Annotated in this window: 18 protein-coding genes and 1 tRNA gene; 6 read left to right on the top strand and 13 right to left on the bottom strand. The window is 57.2% G+C overall.

What is annotated here, in order from left to right:
• Window positions 1-126: 126 nt before the first annotated feature.
• The 5 genes from ACUVSA_RS07985 (at window position 127) to ACUVSA_RS07965 (ending at window position 4,799) form a co-directional block, all read left to right on the top strand.
• Window positions 127-1,152 carry a PIN/TRAM domain-containing protein gene (locus ACUVSA_RS07985; protein ID WP_445894410.1) on the top strand — a complete coding sequence of 342 codons (1,026 nt, stop codon included), beginning with the start codon at window positions 127-129 and terminating at the stop codon, window positions 1,150-1,152.
• Between the two features lie 7 nt (window positions 1,153-1,159).
• Window positions 1,160-2,155, top strand: coding sequence for an RluA family pseudouridine synthase (locus tag ACUVSA_RS07980; protein ID WP_445894409.1), 996 nt, complete (start codon window positions 1,160-1,162; stop codon window positions 2,153-2,155).
• An 83-nt stretch (window positions 2,156-2,238) separates the two neighbouring features.
• Complete coding sequence (locus ACUVSA_RS07975) at window positions 2,239-2,463, top strand: transcriptional coactivator p15/PC4 family protein (protein WP_445891130.1); 225 nt, start codon at window positions 2,239-2,241, stop codon at window positions 2,461-2,463.
• Window positions 2,464-3,006 carry a hypothetical protein gene (locus ACUVSA_RS07970; RefSeq protein WP_445894408.1) on the top strand — a complete coding sequence of 181 codons (543 nt, stop codon included), beginning with the start codon at window positions 2,464-2,466 and terminating at the stop codon, window positions 3,004-3,006.
• A gap of 26 nt (window positions 3,007-3,032) precedes the next feature.
• Entirely contained in the window at window positions 3,033-4,799 is a 1,767-nt protein-coding gene (locus ACUVSA_RS07965) for an aldehyde ferredoxin oxidoreductase family protein (protein WP_445894407.1), read from the top strand.
• A 350-nt stretch (window positions 4,800-5,149) separates the two neighbouring features.
• Here the strand turns inward: ACUVSA_RS07965 and ACUVSA_RS07960 are convergent.
• A tRNA-Leu gene (locus ACUVSA_RS07960) sits at window positions 5,150-5,237 on the bottom strand.
• 107 nt (window positions 5,238-5,344) lie between these two features.
• Here ACUVSA_RS07960 and ACUVSA_RS07955 point away from each other — a divergent pair.
• Window positions 5,345-6,298, top strand: coding sequence for a bifunctional riboflavin kinase/FAD synthetase (locus tag ACUVSA_RS07955; RefSeq protein ID WP_445894406.1), 954 nt, complete (start codon window positions 5,345-5,347; stop codon window positions 6,296-6,298).
• Window positions 6,299-6,312: 14 nt separating this feature from the next.
• Here ACUVSA_RS07955 and hflX read toward each other — a convergent pair whose 3' ends face one another.
• The 12 genes from hflX to ACUVSA_RS07895 all read right to left on the bottom strand — a co-directional run bounded on the left by hflX (window position 6,313) and on the right by ACUVSA_RS07895 (window position 18,657).
• On the bottom strand, window positions 6,313-8,058 hold the full coding sequence (gene hflX, locus ACUVSA_RS07950) for a GTPase HflX (protein WP_445891178.1): 1,746 nt from the start codon (window positions 8,056-8,058) through the stop codon (window positions 6,313-6,315).
• Between the two features lie 302 nt (window positions 8,059-8,360).
• A complete protein-coding gene (locus ACUVSA_RS07945; RefSeq protein WP_445894405.1) occupies window positions 8,361-9,686 on the bottom strand; it encodes a phenylacetate--CoA ligase family protein in 1,326 nt (441 codons plus the stop codon).
• Between the two features lie 59 nt (window positions 9,687-9,745).
• Window positions 9,746-11,095, bottom strand: a complete 1,350-nt coding sequence (gene dnaB, locus ACUVSA_RS07940; protein ID WP_445894404.1) for a replicative DNA helicase — start codon at window positions 11,093-11,095, stop codon at window positions 9,746-9,748.
• Window positions 11,096-11,098: 3 nt separating this feature from the next.
• Window positions 11,099-11,545 carry a 50S ribosomal protein L9 gene (gene rplI, locus ACUVSA_RS07935; RefSeq protein WP_445894403.1) on the bottom strand — a complete coding sequence of 149 codons (447 nt, stop codon included), beginning with the start codon at window positions 11,543-11,545 and terminating at the stop codon, window positions 11,099-11,101.
• A gap of 60 nt (window positions 11,546-11,605) precedes the next feature.
• Window positions 11,606-12,598, bottom strand: a complete 993-nt coding sequence (locus ACUVSA_RS07930; RefSeq protein WP_445894402.1) for a DUF2232 domain-containing protein — start codon at window positions 12,596-12,598, stop codon at window positions 11,606-11,608.
• 42 nt (window positions 12,599-12,640) lie between these two features.
• The gene (rpsR, locus tag ACUVSA_RS07925) at window positions 12,641-12,892 is read right to left on the bottom strand and encodes a 30S ribosomal protein S18 (RefSeq protein ID WP_445894401.1); all 252 of its coding nucleotides are present in this window, start codon (window positions 12,890-12,892) and stop codon (window positions 12,641-12,643) included.
• Between the two features lie 60 nt (window positions 12,893-12,952).
• Entirely contained in the window at window positions 12,953-13,387 is a 435-nt protein-coding gene (rpsF, locus tag ACUVSA_RS07920; protein ID WP_445894400.1) for a 30S ribosomal protein S6, read from the bottom strand.
• A gap of 222 nt (window positions 13,388-13,609) precedes the next feature.
• Window positions 13,610-13,960: a septum formation initiator family protein gene (locus ACUVSA_RS07915; RefSeq protein ID WP_445894399.1), complete on the bottom strand. Its 351-nt coding sequence runs from the start codon at window positions 13,958-13,960 to the stop codon at window positions 13,610-13,612.
• A 3-nt stretch (window positions 13,961-13,963) separates the two neighbouring features.
• Entirely contained in the window at window positions 13,964-15,562 is a 1,599-nt protein-coding gene (locus ACUVSA_RS07910; protein WP_445894398.1) for an ASKHA domain-containing protein, read from the bottom strand.
• Between the two features lie 306 nt (window positions 15,563-15,868).
• Complete coding sequence (locus ACUVSA_RS07905; RefSeq protein WP_445894397.1) at window positions 15,869-16,657, bottom strand: hypothetical protein; 789 nt, start codon at window positions 16,655-16,657, stop codon at window positions 15,869-15,871.
• Window positions 16,658-16,677: 20 nt separating this feature from the next.
• Window positions 16,678-17,688: a DUF72 domain-containing protein gene (locus tag ACUVSA_RS07900; RefSeq protein WP_445894396.1), complete on the bottom strand. Its 1,011-nt coding sequence runs from the start codon at window positions 17,686-17,688 to the stop codon at window positions 16,678-16,680.
• A 723-nt stretch (window positions 17,689-18,411) separates the two neighbouring features.
• On the bottom strand, window positions 18,412-18,657 hold the full coding sequence (locus ACUVSA_RS07895; RefSeq protein WP_123290957.1) for a KH domain-containing protein: 246 nt from the start codon (window positions 18,655-18,657) through the stop codon (window positions 18,412-18,414).
• Window positions 18,658-18,766: the final 109 nt, after the last annotated feature.

Raw genomic sequence — 18,766 nt, 5'->3', positions numbered from 1 at the left:
GCCGCTGAGGTCGTTGAGTGTCAGGGGTCAGGCGTTCCCGCTGGATGTTCTTCAAGGGTTTTTCTCCAGGACTACTCAAATCCGTTGTGAAGAGACGGCATCTGGCGAAGAAAGGGGGTGAAATATGTGGCTTGGGCCAGTCTGGTCACCAAGATTATTTTGATAGTGGTCTGCAGTGTGGGAGGGTATCTCATCGCTGGCCAGATTGAGCGTCTGAGTCCCTATGCGTGGGCCCCGTGGGCAGGGGTGGGTGTGGGGTTTTGTTTTGCGCTCTTTACCGTCTGGCTGGTCAAGACGGTTCGCCGCTTACCCATCAAAGTGCTCGTCGGAGGCACCTTGGGCCTGGTGATGGGTTTGCTCATCGTCAAGCTTCTGAGCTTTGCTTTTATCGGGATCGAAAACGCCACCATTCGTGTGGCCAGTTCCGTGGTTTTGGTGTGCATCTTTGGCTATGTGGGCCTGGTGGTGGGCAGCATAAAAATTGAAGAATTGGGTTGGCCCAGCTGGCAGTTTTTTCAAAGACCCGGAGGGCGAGGCGTCCCCCTTAAGATTTTGGACACCAGCGCCATCATTGACGGGCGCATCATCGACATTCTTCAAGCTGGCTTTTTAGAGGGAACCTTTGTCGTTCCCGAATTTGTCCTTCAAGAACTGCAACACATTGCCGACAGCCCCGACCCGTCGCGAAAGCTTCGAGGGCGAAGGGGTTTGGATATGCTCAAAAGGCTTCAGGAAGAAGAATTGGCGGAGATTCGCATCGAACGGCAGCATTTCCCTCACCTTAACGAAGTGGACGCCAAGCTGGCGGCCCTGGCCGTGCGCCTGAACGCTTCCATCGTCACCAACGACTACAATTTGTCTAAAGTGGCTGAGGTGCAAGGCATCAAGGTCCTCAACATCAACCGCCTGGCCAGTGCGCTGCGGCCCGTGGTGCTTCCGGGGGAGATTCTGCGCCTGCAGATTCTCAAGGAGGGCAAGGAGGAAGGTCAGGGGATTGCCTATCTGGAAGACGGCACCATGGTGGTGGTGGAAAATGCGGCCAAGCTGCTGGGCCAGGAAGTGGAAGCCTCCGTGACGAGCATTTTGCAGACCACCGGAGGTCGAATGATCTTTACCACTCTCAAGCCGTCGGAATCGGGACGGCGCCACTGATAGCTCCATGCCCCATCGCAACCAGGTGACCAAGATCCTCCATGTTCAGGCGCCGGACGAAGGACGGCGCCTGGATGTTTTTTTGAGCGCTCAGGACCCGCCACGATCCCGGTCCCAGTATAAGAAATGGATCGACATGGGATGCGTGCTCGTCAACGGGCGAAAAGTCAAGCCCGCCTATATGCTGCAGGTGGGGGACGAGGTGTGTGTGCACGGGGTAAACGACGAGGGCGCCGGGGCGATCTCTCCGGAACCCATGTCCCTGGAAGTGCTTTTTGAAGACGGGGACATGATCGTTGTCAATAAGCCTGCGGGGCTGGTGGTGCACCCTGGAGCGGGCCATTTCTCAGGAACCTTGGTCCATGGCCTTTTGGCACATTGCGGGCATCTAGCGAGTCAAGGAGCGCCGCTGCGACCGGGCATTGTGCATCGATTGGACCAGGAGACATCCGGCGTGGTGGTGGTGGCCAAAAGCGATGCGGCCTACCTGCATCTTATTGATCAGTTCAAAGACCATGCAGTGCGCAAAACCTATCTGGCTTTTGTGTACGGCACCTTGCCCCAATCTTCTGGAGAGATGCGCTCCCTCATCGGCCGACATCCCATTCACAGAAAAAAGATGGCCGTGGTGGAGCGGCTTGGCAAAGAAGCCGTCACGTTCTGGCAGGTGCGTCAAAGCTGGCAGGATGCCGTCTCGCTGTTGGAGGTGCGGATTCTTACGGGACGCACACACCAGATTCGTGTGCACTGCCAGGCCATGGGGCATCCCGTGGTCGGGGATGGGACCTACGGAGGCGGACCGCGGCGCGCTCTCCAGATTCCTCACCCCGCCACACGGGCGGCGGTTGCCGCTCACGCCCGCCGCACCATGCTGCATGCGTGGCGTCTGAGCCTCGTCCATCCGCGCCATGGATCCCCCATGGCCTTTGAGGCGCCGATTCCAGCCGATTTTCAAGGGCTCTGGAATGCCCTGGAACGCGCTGTAGCGTCCAGGTCTTCGTGATCAGGCAAAAGTCGTTGACAAGACCCCCTGAAAAAGATTTGTTAGGGCTGTGGAAAGCCCCTAAAAAAGGAGATAGCGAATTCATGGCGGAAAATCGACTCATTCATTCCTTTCAAAAAAACGCTCTTGAAGAAATACGCGTCTCGCTCAATGTTTTTCGAGGCAAGGAATACATCGACATTCGCATCTATTACAAAGGCGACGACGGAGAATATCATCCGTCCAAAAAAGGGGTTACCCTTTCCCCGGAACTACTTCCCGATCTTCAGGACGCCGTGAAGAAATTAGAGGAAGCCCTCGAGGCGTAAATGCCCGCGGACTCCAGCCCACCTCGCAGCCATTTTGTCTGGTGCCCCAAGGAGGAGCGGTTCGTTCCGGTGCTGCGATGCCTTACGTGCCGGTTGGGCTGCGGAGTGCTGTCATCTGAGACCGTGGATTGGCATGCGGCGCGATGGATGGCGCAAGGAAAAATCAAGGAGACCTACACTATGAAACCCAAGGCTCGACCGCAGGTAGCCCAGGAACAGAGCCCGTCGCGTTTTTTCATCGTGGACAACGGAACAGTCCGGGATCTGGAACCCCAAGAGTACAGTCGAGCGCCCCTGTACGAAACCTTGGGAAGCTATTCCGTGGAACGCCGCTTCGTGAAACCGGAGGACAAGGCGGACATCCTCTATGAAGGGAAAAAACCGCCCAAGCAGACCGTGCCCGTGCTCATTTCGCACAACGGCCATGCCACCGTCCTCGCCTCTTGGTCCGACCTGGAATCCAACCCGGAAAGCCTCATGAACGTCAGCGAAGTGCGCGTGGCTCGAGCCGTCAAGCAGGTCTTCGTCCTCAAGCCGCTCTAGACCCGAAAAAAATGCAAGGAGGCTGTATGCAGGGCTTTTTCGGGCGATACCTGATGGTGGATGTGGGGGCACGCCGTTGGGAAGTGGTGCCGTTGGACCAAGAGCGCCTTCGGCGTACTCTTGGGGGCAAAGGGCTGGCCACGCAGTTGCTCCTGGAAAAAAATCCTGCGGGTGTGGATCCCTTGTCGGCGGAAAATCACCTTATTTTTGCTCTGGGTCCTGCCAGCGACACGGCCATTTACGGCTCGTGCCGGCACGGCATCTTTTCCAAATCTCCTTTGACGGGCTTGTACGGGGAATCCTATTCCGGAGGCCGTGCGGCCATTCCCATGAGCCGCACGGGCTATGACGCCATCGTTCTTCAAGGGGCCTCCTCAACGCCCGTATGGCTGGAGATCTCGGATGGCACAGTGCAGTTCCACGACGCGGCGGATCTTTGGGGAAAAGACACCTTTGCCACGGAAGATGCGGTGTTGGAGCGCTGCGGCGTGGATGGCGCCGCCGCGGTGGTCATTGGTCCCGCGGGAGAAAATTTGGTCCGGTACGCCGTCGTGGAAAACGATTACTGGCGTAGCGCAGGCCGATGCGGCATGGGTGCAGTGCTGGGATCCAAGAAAATCAAGGCCGTAGTCTTCCACGGATCCCGATCGAGGCCGGTGGCGAATCCCGAGGGCATCAAGGCCTACGCTCGCCGAACCGTCCAGGACCTCAAGGACCACAAAGCCACTCAGGCCTACCGAACCCATGGCACGCCCATGATGGTGGCCCTATTAAACACCGTGGGCGGCTTCCCTACCCGATATTGGGCCAAGGGGGCCCTGGAATCCTGGAGAAAGATCAGCGCCGAAATTCTTGTGGACCGATGGGGCGCGCGGCCCAAAGCGTGCCGCACCTGCTTCATAGGGTGCGGAAAGTATGTGGAGATTCAAGAAGGCCGCCACAAGGGCCTCAAGATCGAAGGTCCCGAGTACGAGACCATCTACGCCTTTGGAGGTCTGTGCGAAATCGATGCCCTGGACGAAATCGCCCACCTCAACGATCTGTGCGACCGCCTGGGCATGGACACCATCACGGCGGGCAACATGGCGGCGTTTGCCATCGAAGCATCCCGGCGTGGAAAGATTCAGGAGCGGCTCCATTACGGTGATGTGGACGCCATCGCTCGGCTTCTGGAAAACATCGCCAAACGCCAAGGTCTGGGCGATCTTCTCGCAGAAGGGGTTCGGCCAGCGGCCGCCGCTCTGGGCCTGGAAGACCTGGCCGTGCATGTCAAAGGCATGGAACCTGCCGGCTACGACCCGCGAGCGCTCAAGGGCATGGGGCTGGCCTACGCGGTGAGCGACCGGGGAGCGTGCCATTTGCGGGCCACCTTTTATAAGGCCGAATTGACCGGGCTGATCGATCCTCAACAGATTGAAGGCAAGGCGCAGTTATTCCTGGATTTTGAGGATCGCTGCACTCTTTTTGATTGCCTCATTCTGTGCCGGTTTTACCGAGACTTCTACCCGTGGGAGGAACTTTCCAAAATCATCGCCCTGACCACTGGAGAAGAATGGGAAAAAGCAGACTTGCAAGGCCTCGCTTCACGGGTTGTGGACAGCACAAGGCTTTTCAACCTTCGAGAAGGCCTCACGGCGGCAGACGACCGCCTGCCGAAAAGACTTCTCCAAGAACCTTTGGAGGACGGACGCCGACTGACGGAGGAAGAGCTGACCCGTATGCTGCAGGACTATTACCGATTGCGGGGTTGGAATTCTGAGGGCGTGCCTTCCGGACACGGATCGACGGACTGAAGTCGCGGCAACCGCGGCCATCATGCCCCTCGTCCAAGAAGGGGCGACGGGTTTTTTTGACGGCCCCATGGGCACGCCGCCAAGGCATGGCGGCATGAGGAACTGAGATTCGCGGGCTGACAAATGTGAGGAATCCATCATGAGCGTACAGGGCCGTGAAAGTTTCAGCATCGTGGTCAAATATGACGGCACGCGGATGGCGCGTGACGTGATCTTGAATGCACCCTGCCCTGCGGTGAGTGTCAAGTGATCACAACCCGAAGCGTCGCGTGGGAAGGCGCGCAAGATGTGGTATGGCCCGAAAGCAAAAAGGCCTGGATCTTTGAGGATCCCGGCCGTTTCTTTTTCCCTGGTGCCGAAGCGGGGACTCGAACCCCGACAGGCCTATTGCCCACTAGATCCTGAATCTAGCGCGTCTACCAATTCCGCCACTTCGGCTTTATTTTATAAAAAAGACATTGCCTTAGAAGCAGTGATAAACTATGGTAAAAGCCGTGAGCTGTCAAGCGCAATTTGTGGGGAAACCGGAGGTTCTCAGAGTCGCGATGAAGGTGATTCGCCAATTGGAAGACATCCAAAAGCCTCTTCGGAATCCCGTGATGACCATCGGCAACTTTGATGGCGTGCATCGCGGTCACAAGGTCCTCTTTTACCGGGTGGTGAATTGGGCTAAAAAACTGGGCGGCCAATCGGTGGTCATGACCTTTGACCCCCATCCGCTGCAAGTGTTGGCGCCGACTGGAGGGCCGGATTTCATCACAACACCCGAAAAGAAACTGCAGCTCATTGAAGCCGAAGGGATCGATGTCACGCTGGTGATCCCGTTCAGCAAGGAGTTCGCTCAGATTTCCGCCCACGATTTTGTCAAGGACCTGTTGGTGGACCGCATCGGCCTTCGAGGCCTGGTGGTGGGCTACGATTACCGTTTTGGTAAAAACCGTGAAGGGGACATTCGGCTGCTGCGGGAACTGGGAAATCGATACGGTTTTCAGGTGGAAATGGTCTCCGGCATTGAATTGGATGGATCGCTGGTGAGCAGCACCGCCATCCGCCAACTCATTCGTAATGGGCACATGCACGAGGCGGAGAAACTTTTGGGGCGGCCTTACGAGATCGTGGGGCGCGTCGTGAAGGGTCGGGAGCGCGGGCGCCTTTTGGGTTTTCCCACCGCCAACGTGAACATGCACAATCACGTGCCTCCCAAACCCGGTGTGTATGCCGTGGAAGTGGAAATCGAGGGCGAATGGTACGCCGGCGCCGCCAATTTTGGTTGGAATCCCACCTTCGGCGATCCCACACCGTCTCTGGAAGTCCATGTGCTGGATTTTGACGGGGATCTTTACGGCAAAGACATCACCGTGCGGTTTGGTGAAAGGATTCGGGACGAGCGGCGTTTTCCGGGGCCGGAAGCCCTTGTGGCCCAGATTCAAAGGGACGTGGAAACCGTGCGAAGCCTTCTTGCCGCCAAGAAGCCCATGGCCCTTGCCGTCTCCTGCTGAACACCTGTGCCGCCTCAGGACACGCGAAGCCGGGTGCTGAGGCGGTCCTCTTCGAGATCCATAAAGGCCACAGTTTCCAGGGGCGTTTCGAAAACCGAGGTTTCCTCAAAAGCTTCGGCATCTTCAGGCAGAAAGAAGTTTTCCACTTTGTTCTGAAGGACTTCCAGTAAAGGCAAAAGGGTGGTGCGGTCGATGGCGGACACCGCCACGGCCTCATAGCGCTGGAGCGCCCGGGCCAGAGTCTCCGAATCCACCTTGTCCATCTTGTTGAACACCAACACTGTGGGCTTGCGGTTCAAGTCCAGCTTTTCCAAAATCTCGGCCACTGACGCCATCTGGTCTTCGTAGTGTGGGTTGCTGACGTCCACCACGTGCAGCAGCAGATCAGCGTCGTGGAGTTCTTCCAGTGTGGCCGCAAAGGCATCCAGAAGATTTTGCGGCAGGTTGCGAATAAATCCCACGGTATCCGTCACGATGACTTCCATGTCTCGAGGAAAACGCAACCGCCGCGTTGTGGGATCCAGGGTGGCAAACAACTGATCTTCCGCCCAGACACGACTGTGGGTGAGGGTGTTGAGCAGGGTGGATTTTCCGACGTTCGTGTAGCCCACGATGGACAGAATGGGAAGGGGTCGGCGCAGGCGCTTAGCCCTTCGTTGGGACCGATCTTTGCGGACCTGCTGCAACTGCCTTTCCAGATGAGCGATGCGGTCTTTGATGCGTCGGCGGTTGATTTCCAGCTTCGTTTCCCCGGGCCCTCGCACGCCGATGCCACCCCGCAGGCGGGACAAGGCGTCGTCTTTGACGCCAAGCCGAGGCAAAAGGTACTTGAGCTGAGCGATTTCCACCTGCAGCTTGCCTTCTCGACTGTGGGCGCGCTGGGCAAAGATGTCCAGGATTAATTGCGTACGATCAATGACGCGCAGTTCCGTGGTATCCGTAATGGAGCGAATCTGGGACGGATTGAGATCCTGATCGAAGATCAACAGATCCACACCGCACTGCAGAGCCCGAACGATGATTTCGCTGAGTTTGCCTTTGCCGATGAGGTACTTGGGGTTGGCTTGCCGCTGTCGCTGAACGATGGTGTCGGCCACGCTGATACCGGCGCTGCGAGCCAGTTCCTTCAGTTCCGCCAAGGACGCTTCCGCCGCCTCCCTTTCCTCGGTGGTGACGCTCACCAGAATGGCTCGATCCTTGGCCTCTTCTGCGGCCACGGAGCGCCGTTGCCGTTCCAGTTCCTCTTCCAAGGACTGAACGAATTCCAGAAAATGCCATGTCGGTTCGGCGCACGGTGTCGGCGGCAGAATCCGCCAGGCCCCTTGAGTCCGACCCGAGGTCGGCAGAATATGGGCCACTTCCAGCTCTTTGGCGCCTCCGTGCTGATCGACGCGAATAACGGCGATGCAGTCCAGGCGCAAAAAGACCAAGTCCATGAGGTCATCTTGGGTCAGGGGTTCTTCCCGAAGGTGCGTGTGTACAAATCGAAGGCCTCGAAGGCGCCATCGACCGGCGCGGGACTTGGGGAGATCCGGAATGTAAAGGGATCGGGAATCTCCCACCAGCACCATCTCCACGGCGCCGTCTCGGCCCATCATCACCCCGATCTGACGACCGCTTTCAAAAGACAGACGGGCCAGATCTCGAGCTAGATCGGGAGAAACGACGTCGCGGGGCAGGGTTCTGCGGCGGGTGAAGTTTTCCAGGCGCTTGCGCACCTGTTTCTTCAGGCCTGTGAGGTCTCCGTAAACTTTCGAAATGGTCCACCCTCCGCGTGCGGCGTCACTTCGGCCCCAGGAACCTGTTTGACATTGGCTTTTGGGGTCCGTTTTCTTTTCATGCTGTAGGAGCGCCGCAAGGCGCGATCAGGCGTCGCAGCTTGCGGCCCTCCCGCAGCACCGAGCTGAAAGGACAAGGCACAACCCCTTTCCATGGATCACCTTGAATGAGCTGTGAAAAGCACCCTCTGGGGTCCAAGGAATCCACGATCCATCATAGTATAAACCGTTGCGTCAAAAGAAAAAACTTTCCAGGAACGTTCCTTTGGCGCCCTCTATCGATTTCATGCACCGTAAGGGTTGCGTCGATCCAGCAACCGCACGGCTTTGCCGTCGTTTTGCGGCAGTCCGTGGGGTTCCACCAGGCGCACTTCGGGCGTGACCAGCAGTTCGCTCTTAAGTTCTTTGGTGATTTTCTTTTGAATTCTTTGCAGATGGCGCATGTCTTCCACGAAGATTTTATCGGTCACTTCCACTTCCACGGTCATGACGTCCACGTTGTTCTGACGGTCCAAAAGAATGCGATAGTTGCTACCCACTTCGGCAATGCCCATGAGGACCTGTTCCACCTGAATGGGAAAGATGTTGACGCCCTTGAGGATGAACATGTCGTCGGAACGCCCTTGAATGCGGTCCAGTCGTCTATGAACACGGCCGCAGGGGCAATCTTGGGGAAGAATGCGGGTTAGGTCTTTGGTTCGATAGCGGATCAGGGGCATGCCTTCCCGGAAGAGGGTGGTGAGCACCAATTCGCCCAGGTCCCCTTCCGGAACGGGTTCCAAGGTGTGAGGATCCAACACTTCCACAAGGTACGCGTCTTCCCAGATGTGAAGCCCGTTTTGGTGGACACACTCAAAGGCCACACCGGGTCCGTTCATTTCCGAAAGCCCGTAGCTGTTATAGACCTTGACGCCATAAAAATCTTCCACACGTCGACGCACTTCCTGGGAGTAGGGTTCCGCCCCTAGATACGCAATGCGAAGCTGCAAATCTCTTTTGGGCTCGACGCCCATCTCCGCCATGACATCCATGAGGCGCAGGGCGTAGCTGGGAATGATGTGCAGGACCGTGGTGGAAAAGTCGCGCATGAGTTGAATCTGGCGTTTGCTGTTGCCCGCCCCGGAGGGAATAGTGAGCAGCCCCAGGCGCTCGGCCCCGTAATGAAAACCCAGACCGCCGGTAAAAAGGCCGTAACCGGACAGATTCTGAAAGACGTCTCCCGGTCGTGCGCCGGTCATGTAAAGGCATCGCGCCATGAGTTCGGCCCAATTGGTCACGTCTTTGTGCGTGTAAAAGACGGCCGTAGCTTGTCCCGTTGTGCCGGAAGAAACATGCAAGCGCACCAGCTGGTCCTTGGGGACACACAAAAACCCATAAGGATAGGCTCGGCGAAGATCCTCCTTGGTGGTGACCGGCAAATGGCGCACATCGGCCAATGAGCGCACGCGCCGCCATGGCTCGGTGCCCAGCACCTCACGATAAAAAGGGGCTCGAACCGCTCGACGCAATGTGTCCCGAAGGCGTTTCAACTGAAGATTCTCCAGATCTTTCCGGGACAGGGTTTCGACTTTCGGGTTCCAGTAATCACTGGGCACAGAATGTGTCTGCATCGCTGTCATCTTCCGAATTCCAGCGCTTGAAGAACCTCGGCGCATGGGGAAAAGCGCGCCTAAACGGGCACATCTTGCGCGGCCAGGTCTTCAAAGCGGGTGTAACTGTTGATAAAAGCCAGTTTGACGCGGCCTGTGGGGCCGTTGCGCTGTTTGCCCACGTGGATTTCCGCGGTGCCTTTGTCCTTGCTGTCCGGATTGTAGACTTCATCACGGTAGATAAAGATGATGACGTCCGCATCTTGCTCGATGGCCCCGGATTCCCTGAGATCCGCCAACTGCGGCCTCTTGTCGTGGCGCTCTTCCACCTTGCGGTTCAGCTGCGACAGGGCCACTACGGGCACGTTCAGTTCTTTGGCTAAGGCCTTGAGGGACCGAGAGATATCGGAAATTTCCAATTCGCGCCTTTCCGTGTGCTCGCGGCTGCGCATGAGCTGCAAATAGTCCACCACCACGAGGCCGATATTGTGTTCCGTCTTGAGGCGTCGGGCTTTGGCGCGAAGTTCTAGAGTGGAAATGGCTGGCGTATCGTCCACGAAGATGGGAGCGTCCATGAAGGTGCTGGCCGCGGAAAGAAGCTTGACGATGTCGTTTCGGCTGAGAAAGCCCGTGCGTACCTTTTGGGAATCCACGCGCGCTTCTGCGCACAGCAACCGCATGGCCAGCTGTTCCTTGCTCATCTCCAAGGAAAAAAAGGCGCATGGCACGCCGCTTTTCATGGCGGCGTTGCGCATAATGTTCAAGGCGAAGGCGGTTTTTCCCATGCTGGGGCGCGCCGCGATGATGATAAGATCCGAGGGTTGAAGCCCTGAAGTGATCTTGTCCAGGTCATGAAAGTGCGTGGGCACGCCCGTCACCATGTCCCGGCGTTCCTGCAGAGCTTCGATGGTGGCGATGCTCTGTTTGACCACATCCTTGATGATGGCGTAAGAATTGCGGATGCGCCGTTCCGTGATGGCAAAGATGGCGGCTTCGGCGTGGTCCAAGACTTCTTCGGCATTTTTCCCAGGGCCGTAACACCAGGACATAATCTCCCCGGAGACCTGAATCAGGCGCCGCAGAATGGCCTTTTCACTGATAATCTTGGCATAAGTGGCTACATTGGCCGCGGACGGTACCAGTTCCGTCAGTGAGGCCAGGTAGGCAGCCCCACCGACGGCATCCAGAGCTTCCTTTTGCTCCAGGTAGTCGGCAACCGTGACCAAGTCAACGGGTTCGTTGCGCTCAAACAGGTCCTGAATGGCACGAAAGATGACGCGGTGTGCGTCCCGGTAAAACTCGTCTCCTCGAAGGATCTCCAAAGCCGCTGGCAGGCCGCTGTTGTCCACCAGAAGCCCTCCGATTAAAGACTGTTCGGCTTCGATGTGGTGCGGAGGGATTCTTTGGAGCTCGTCGGTGAGCCCTTCCATGCATCATTCTTCCTTGGTGATCACAACCGTGATGTTGGCGGTGATGTCCGCATTTACCTTGACGGGCACGGTGCATTCCCCCAACTGCTTGATGGGGCGATCCAGCAAGATAAAGCGCTTGTCCAGGTCAAACCCTTGTTGCTGCAGCGCCTTATGAATGTCGTTCACGTTCACGGATCCGTAAAGCTTGTCTTCTTCGATGACCTTGCGCGCAAAGGTCACGGTCGTCTCATTGAGTTTTTCCGCCAGGGAAAGCATCTGGCGTCGAACCTTTTCCTTCTTTTGGGCCAAAACACGTTTGTGATGTTCCAGTTCGCGAGTTTTCGCGCTGGAAGCTTCAACGGCCAGGCCCTTGGGCAGCAGGTAATTGCGGCCGTAGCCCGGAGCCACCTTGACAATGTCTCCAATTTGTCCCAAATTCGGTATGTTTTCCGTAAGAATCACCTTCATCGTTTACTCCTCGATGCCGGCCTCGCCGTCATTCAGGTTGCACACCCATGAAAACCCGCTTCAGGGCGAGGGCAAAAAATCGGCTTTCTTTTTCAATCGCCGAAAATCAATCCACGTGTCAAAAAAACCCATGAGCGCCACGGCCAAGCCCACGAATTGCTGAAAAAAAATCAAGGTATAACTCAGGGCCTGCACCAAACGAGGGACGCGCCATCGCCGAAAATAATAGGCGGCGATGGCCACGCCTTGCAAAAGGTACACAGCCCCTAGGGCAATGACCACGTTGGCCCCCAGCACCTTGAGGCTGAAGGAAGAAACCAGCAGGAGAAACCCTGCGGCGATGACCGCCCACACCAGCCCTTCGGGGGCGCTCCACAGAAACCATGCCGGCCATGGCGGCATCGGGATGCCTCGAAGCAGGAGCATGCGCCGAGCCACGGACAAGGTCAGCCAGGCCCCGATGACGGTTGTGGCCACAGCCACACCTGGAAACAAGCGGGCGAGCACGGCGATCCAGGCCTGCCATGGCACGGTAAGGTCTGTGGTCTGCGCGCCTTCGGGAGCGGTCTGCGACCAGACAGAGGCCATGAGGGAGCGCAGTTGCTCTTCCAGATGGGACCACAGACCGCCTTCGGCACGGCCATGCATCCACCAAAACACCAGAGCCCCAACGGCACAAACCTTGACGACGGCATTCGCCACAGTTCTGGTCAGGGACAAGCCCTTGCGCATGCCGGATCCCAGCAAGGTGCCAAGAAGCAGCAGTTCCAGGAAATAGACCAGGCTCTGCGGTGCTTTTAAGAGCAGAGCCAAGGTTCCACCCACCACAGCGGATCCTCCAGGCATTAGATACCCCAACGGACCGCCCCATCGGTAAGTGCTGATCAGAGACGGCACGGGCACAATCACCATGGCCATGATGCCGCTCACGGGAAACAGGACGAGGAGCAGAAACACCACCACACTGAGCCCTATGCCGGCGGCGAAATCCCGCATCAGCGTTCGGGTTGCAATGGGTTCTGTGCCGTGGCCACGAGGCATGGATGGGCTCATCTGCGCTGCTCCCTGCCGTCCCATGAATGGCTTCGCCGCCTCTTAGATGGAATGGTCCACCGTGTACGGCAAAAGAGCCATCTGGCGAGCGCGCTTGATGGCCCGGGTCAATTCCCGCTGGTGATTGGCGCAGTTATCCGAAATGCGCCGTGGAATGATCTTGCCCCGCTCGGTGAGAAAATAACGAAGCATCTTGGCGTCTTTGTAATCGATGCGAAGACTGCTGTCCGCACAGAACCGGCACACGCGACGGCGCCGAAAAACCCTTCTTTTGCGTTTTCTCTTCACAGCCACGTTGCACTCCTTGTCTCAAAAAAATTTCTTTATGATCAAAGACCGTTCCAAAGGAGGTTCCTAATCTTCCTCCTCCCCTTCGTCCTCTTCTTCCTCTTCATCCTCATGTGCGGCGACAAACCGAGGCGGGGATTCGCCCTCATCGTCATCCGGAGGCATCGGGGCTGGGCGTTCTCGATCTTTGTCCTTTTCCGGGTCGAACTCATCGTCCAACTTGACGGTGATGAACTTGAGCACCCGTTCATCAATGCGCATGGTGCGTTCCAGTTCAGCGATAAGGTCCGGCCCCGAGGCAAATTCCATGAGGATGTAATAGCCGTAGGATTTTTTCTTTACCGAATAGGCCAGTTTCTTTTTTCCCCAGGGCGCGTAGGTGAGCACGGTGCCCCCGCCCGATTCCACGACGCCTCGGAATTTCTGGGCCACGCCTTGGTAAGCGTCTTCCGGAAGATCGGGGTCCACAATGAAAAACGATTCGTACTTGCGTAACCGCACGGGTCAAATCCTCCTTTCGGGTTTTCAGCCCCGCCTCTCGGGGCGGAGCAAGGAGTAGGGTGCTTTGGAACTGCTTCGACTACCACAGGGCAGGAAAAGGCGTCAAGCCCTTTACGTCCCATGCCGCACCGTCCCATGCCGCACCCGGCCGACGCGCCGGTCCTTTGAGCGTGTCTGGAGAAAGGTTGTGGCTCCAAGGACAAACGGTCCTTGACCTGGGATTCACTTGGTGGATTTGGCCGGTACGGAAGCTTCCTTGGCCTTGGGAAGGAATTGAATCAGGATCTCGTCATCCCGAATGAGGTCCAGGTTCTGTCGCAGGAAGCGTTCGGCGTAGACGGGATCTTCTTTGAAACGCTGAGTTTTCAGAAAGAGTTGTTGCGTTTCCTTGCGCAGTGCCGTGAGCTGTTCTTGCATGGCGACCACCTGGCGGCGCTTGTTATGGTAGCCCTGAACACCTTTTGGAGAAAGGAAAACGGCTCGAAACAACAGCAGATCGATGGCCGCCAGAAACACGACCAAAACGATCATTCCCCATCGTCCCACCACCTCATGCCAATCCCATTGCCCCATTGCCTACCCCATGGCTCGAGGATGAATGGTCACAGAAGGAAAAAGCTTTGGGTCCGTGTGCGGCAAAAAGGTTGCTCCACGAAATTCGTTCATGAGTTCCAGATTCACGTTGAGTTCCACGTAGGTGATGCGCTGGCGCACTTCGTCCATCTCGCCGAGCAGTCGACGATCCAAAAGGGTCATGGCGGCTCCCCGTCCTGCAGTGTTTCCCAGGCCTTGGTACGTTTCCAAAGGAAGGTCCGGCAGCATGCCGATGCGAATGGCCATGACCGGATCGATGTGGCTGCCGAAGGTGCCGGCCACGAAAAACCGGCGAATATCCTGCACACTGAGGCCCACCTTGCGCGTGATGATATTCAAAATCGTGTACATGGCCGCCTTGGACTTGAGAAGAATGCCGATATCGATTTCGGAGACCAGCAGATCTCGGCCGTCGGCCGTTTCGTCTGCCCATGCCACCACGTAGGCGGGCCCGCTGTCCACGGCCACGATGCGCGGATGGGTGACCTTGGTGTTGATTTTTCCTTGAATGGTCAAGAGGCCCGCCATGAACATTTCGGCCACTAGATCGATCAGGCCGGAGCCGCAGAGGCCTTTTGGTTTTTCCTCACCCAGAACATGGTAGGTAAGTTCCATGCTTTCGGGGTCGATACGTACCCGGTCAATGGCTCCCGGCTGCGCCATCATGCCGCGTTCCACTACGCCGCCTTCCAGGGCGGGTCCGGCAGCCCCGGCGCACGCCACAAGCCAATCCTTGTTGCCCAGAACCACCTCGGCATTGGTGCCCACATCCACAAGCAGACAGATTTCTTCGGTTCGGTGCATGCCCGTGGCTAAAATGCCGGCGATGACATCGCCGCCGAAGTAGGATCCCACGTTGGGAAACACCACCACCAGCCCTCGAGGATGCATGGCCAGTTGCAGGTCCTTTCCGTGCAGCATGGGAAAGGTGTTGGCCACGGGAACATAGGGTTCCTTGCACAGCCGTGACGGGTCCAGTCCCAAAAAGAAATGGGTCATGGTGGTGTTGCCGGCCACGGTGAGCGCATAGATCTGGGAGACTCGAAATCCGTGTTTATCGGCCAAAAAGGAAAGGGTTTCGTTGATTGTGGATCGCAGCAGGTCTTGCAGCACACGGAGATGCTTGGGCGTGGAAGCATAGATGATGCGGGTGAGGATGTCTTCACCATAGGGAATTTGGGGGTTGGGAACGGAAAGGCGGTCCAGAAGGTGTCCTGTGATGAGGTCCACCAGATAAAAAGCGATCTGGGTGGTGCCCAAATCCACAGCCACCCCAAGGATGGGGCTAACGTCGGTTCCCAAAAAAAGCTCCGTCAGTTCCCATCCGTCGCCCGTATAGCTCAATACGGCGGTGGCTTCAAAGTTTTCGTGCCGAAACCGGGCGGCGTAGGCGCCCAATTCCCCGGGCGGCACGCGAAGGGGATCGTAGCCTTGTTGGCGCAGAGCCCGCCGCAGGCGGTCCAGATCCGCCGTGTTGTCCGCCAAAGAAGGCGCCGTGGCCTTCACTGCACGGCGCACCACCAGGGGATCAAAATGAAGCCAGTCCGCAAAGATGTCCTCGTGTGGTTTTGATGCGCTCACGAGCTCTTTCCCGCTTTCCTTGACCACCGGGCCAAATCTTCAAGATACCCTTGCCAAACCGACGCTTCTTTCATGGAGGCACTGAAAAGGCCGCGCGAGGACTTGTTTTTGCCGCGGCACCGTCTGGCCGTCTCAGTGAGGTCCGAGGTCCCCTTCGACTCAAATGGGCATTCTCGGACAAATGCCTTTGGAGCGCTTCCGGAACTGCGTAGACCGCGGACCCTTTGTTGAAGCATACGAGCCCGTGGAAGCCTGTCCGAAAACGCTGTTCCATCAACACGCTCCTAACAAAGTCCCATGCCGTGTTCAACGAAGATTTTCCATCCAGCCAATGGGCCGAAAGGCCATGACGTTGACGACGTATTCCACAAAACCGCAGACCAGCAGGTCCGAAAGATCGAGGTGCAGGACCTGATCGAGACGTTCCAAGGCCTTGATGACGTGAGGGCTCGGTTCCAGGTTGAACCGAACGGCGTGGGCGTTTTGAAAATGGTCCGGTCGGCACCAGTGGGGTGGCGATAGGCTGAAATGGATGCGACACGCCAGAGGGCGATACCTATAAAGGGAGCACAAGCCGGCTTCAAGAAAGGGGCACGGCACCTTAAGAGCGTGGTATCGCTGCAGACGCTGCACCAGATTGTGCTCTAAGGACGCTTGGACAAGGTCTCGAGGGTCCCATCGACAAATTTCTTCCCACAACTCCAATCGTTCCATGCAGCGGCGAAACATGCGATCCACAATGCCGGCGCGATAAGCGCCGTGGTAAAGGTAGAGTATTTCCACGCCGGTGAGTCCCGAAGGCAGTTGCGTGCAACAGTGGCTGCATCCGGGAGCGCAGGTCACGAACCAACCCGCTTGATGCAGCTGGCTCTGGACGAATCGAAGGGATTGATCATAGACCAAAAAAGCTTTACTGAGGTGGGTGAGAAAAGCGGCAGGAAGGCTTCGCTGCTTTTCCCACATGGCTGGCACGACGGCATTCCCCGCATGACGCAGAAGCATGGCCACGCGATCATCGTAATGCCTCAAAGTTTCCTGCCCCGATGCTGATAGGCGGCAGAGTTCCGAAGGAATTTCCGTGCCTTGAGGTTTCACTGTCCTTGGTCCTTGAAAGCTCACAGCACCGATCGTTCCACAAGGGTCATCACCAATTGCCGTGCCAGCAACGGCGCGTTGCCTCCCGCACGGTTGTTGATGATGATGCACACGGTCTGATCGGCCTTCAGGCCACGCGCCACCACTTCAGCCGTTTCCTGAAACAGGCTCGGCTGGATCATGTCTTCCACCAGACGATCGAAAGGATGGGCTCGAGCATACGCTTCCTCGTAGCGCATACCTCTCGGCGTGAGCCAGCGCAGCACCACCCAACGGGAGGCATTGAAAAAACGTTGTCCGCTGCGTTGCCATTGCTGGCGCAGAGAAGGCAACCAGGTCCAATGAGACAGCACCTGGCCGACGCCGTATTGGGCAAGAACGCGAAAGACCGGTGGGCTAAGGTAGCTTGGGGTTCTCATTTCCACATGGTAACGGGCATCTTTGGGCGCGGCGTCAAAAAACGTGGCCAGTCGCGCGGCCAAATCGTCGGGATGCAGCCGATCGCCTTTTCGATGATATTCCTGTTCAAAGATCAAGGCGGCGAGTCGATCGCCAAGAAGATGAACAGCCGGTTGGTAAAAGGCCTCGCGAAACAGGTCGGGATCCAGAAAGCTCGGATTGCTCAAGGCCTGAGCGCCGGTCCACAGCCGCCATGCGCACACTTTTTGAGGCACTTTGAGAAGTACTCGAGCGTCAGGGGGCAGGTGTTCGGCGTATCGTTCCAGGGTTCGATAGCTGTCCGTGGGTTCCCCGTCAGGGCTCAGAAGCAGGCTGTAAAAGGTAAAATCCAATTCCAAAGCGGGAAAATGTTCAAAATATTCTTGGACACTATCTACGGGAAGCACCAGGGACGTGAAGCTTCTTGAGCCCACCTTTTGAACCCTTTGCCCCATGCGGTTTTCATAGCGGGATGCTGTATAGATTTGGCCGATCCAGCCGCTGTAACGATCGCTGGCCGTGCCCACAAGCACTCGAGGATGAAGATCTCGAAAGACAAAATCGCAAGCCGCCTTTGTTGCCTCGGCATGCATGGAAGTGTGTCCTGGGGCCGAAGTGAAAGCGTCAAAGCTCAAAAAACCACGACCGCCGCAGGTCCCGAAGGCGGTCTGTGCGACGGATTGCCGGGAAGGGCGGGTTGTGGCTCACAGCAAAGCGGGCGAGACACCTGCGGCTCTCGTAGAGGCGCTGTGGACATAAATGACAATATTCGAATCGCTCCATGGCGCTTGTTCAAAAATCATCGCTTTGGCTGGAGCGTGGCGGAACAGTGCACGACCTAATGCCAGCCCCTCAGGTCACGCCGCTCCCCTGCCCCGCCGTGTCAAACAGGCCTCCAAGGCGCCTGTCCGAGAATGGCTTTTCGGGGCCGTTTTCGTTTCATCCTGTAAAAGCGCCAAAAGGCGCGAGACAAAGTCGCGGCTTGCGGCGCTCCTCCTGAGGATGTTCTCGAACAGGCTCCTTTAAGCCGGCTTAGAACTCTTGTCAGCGCCTGCGGCCAAACGCTTTCTTTCCGACCATCGTTTGAGAAATCGACCCAGCGAACTCTCCGCTAATGGAGCGCTTTTCGCATCCGCCCTCAAGGTTCCCTCGGCTTGCAGCGCTGCCTGAAGACACGAGCGCACGTAGGGGCACGCAAGACAATCTCTTTGAGGTTCAATGAAGCCGTCTTCATTGCGTGGGCAGACACGGGCCGCATTCCCGAAACAGGGCGGCTTCTCAAGGTTCCGCTCCACCGACATGGACTCCGTGAGGGACTATTCCAGAATTTCCAACACGGCCCTTTTGCGCAACTTGGTTGCCGCGGCATTCATGATGGTGCGAATGGCGTGGGCGTTTCGGCCTTCCTTGCCGATGATCTTTCCCAGATCCTCTTTGGCCGCCCTCAGTTCGATGACCGAGAGCTGGTGGCCGTTGATTTCCCGCACTTGGACTTTGTCGGGATACTCCGCCAGAGCGCGAGCGATGTATTCCACTAGGTTCTTGATTTCACTGTCGCCCATGAATATTTCCCCCGCTTCCGTGGTCATGGAATGTGGAATGCGCAGCACACTTCAGGATAAGACTCACAACGTATGTGGAAAAGATTGTCATTTGGCGGCGCACACACCA

The organism is Desulfosoma sp., assembly GCF_052743555.1.
This window is presented reverse-complemented; position numbering and strand designations above follow the sequence as displayed.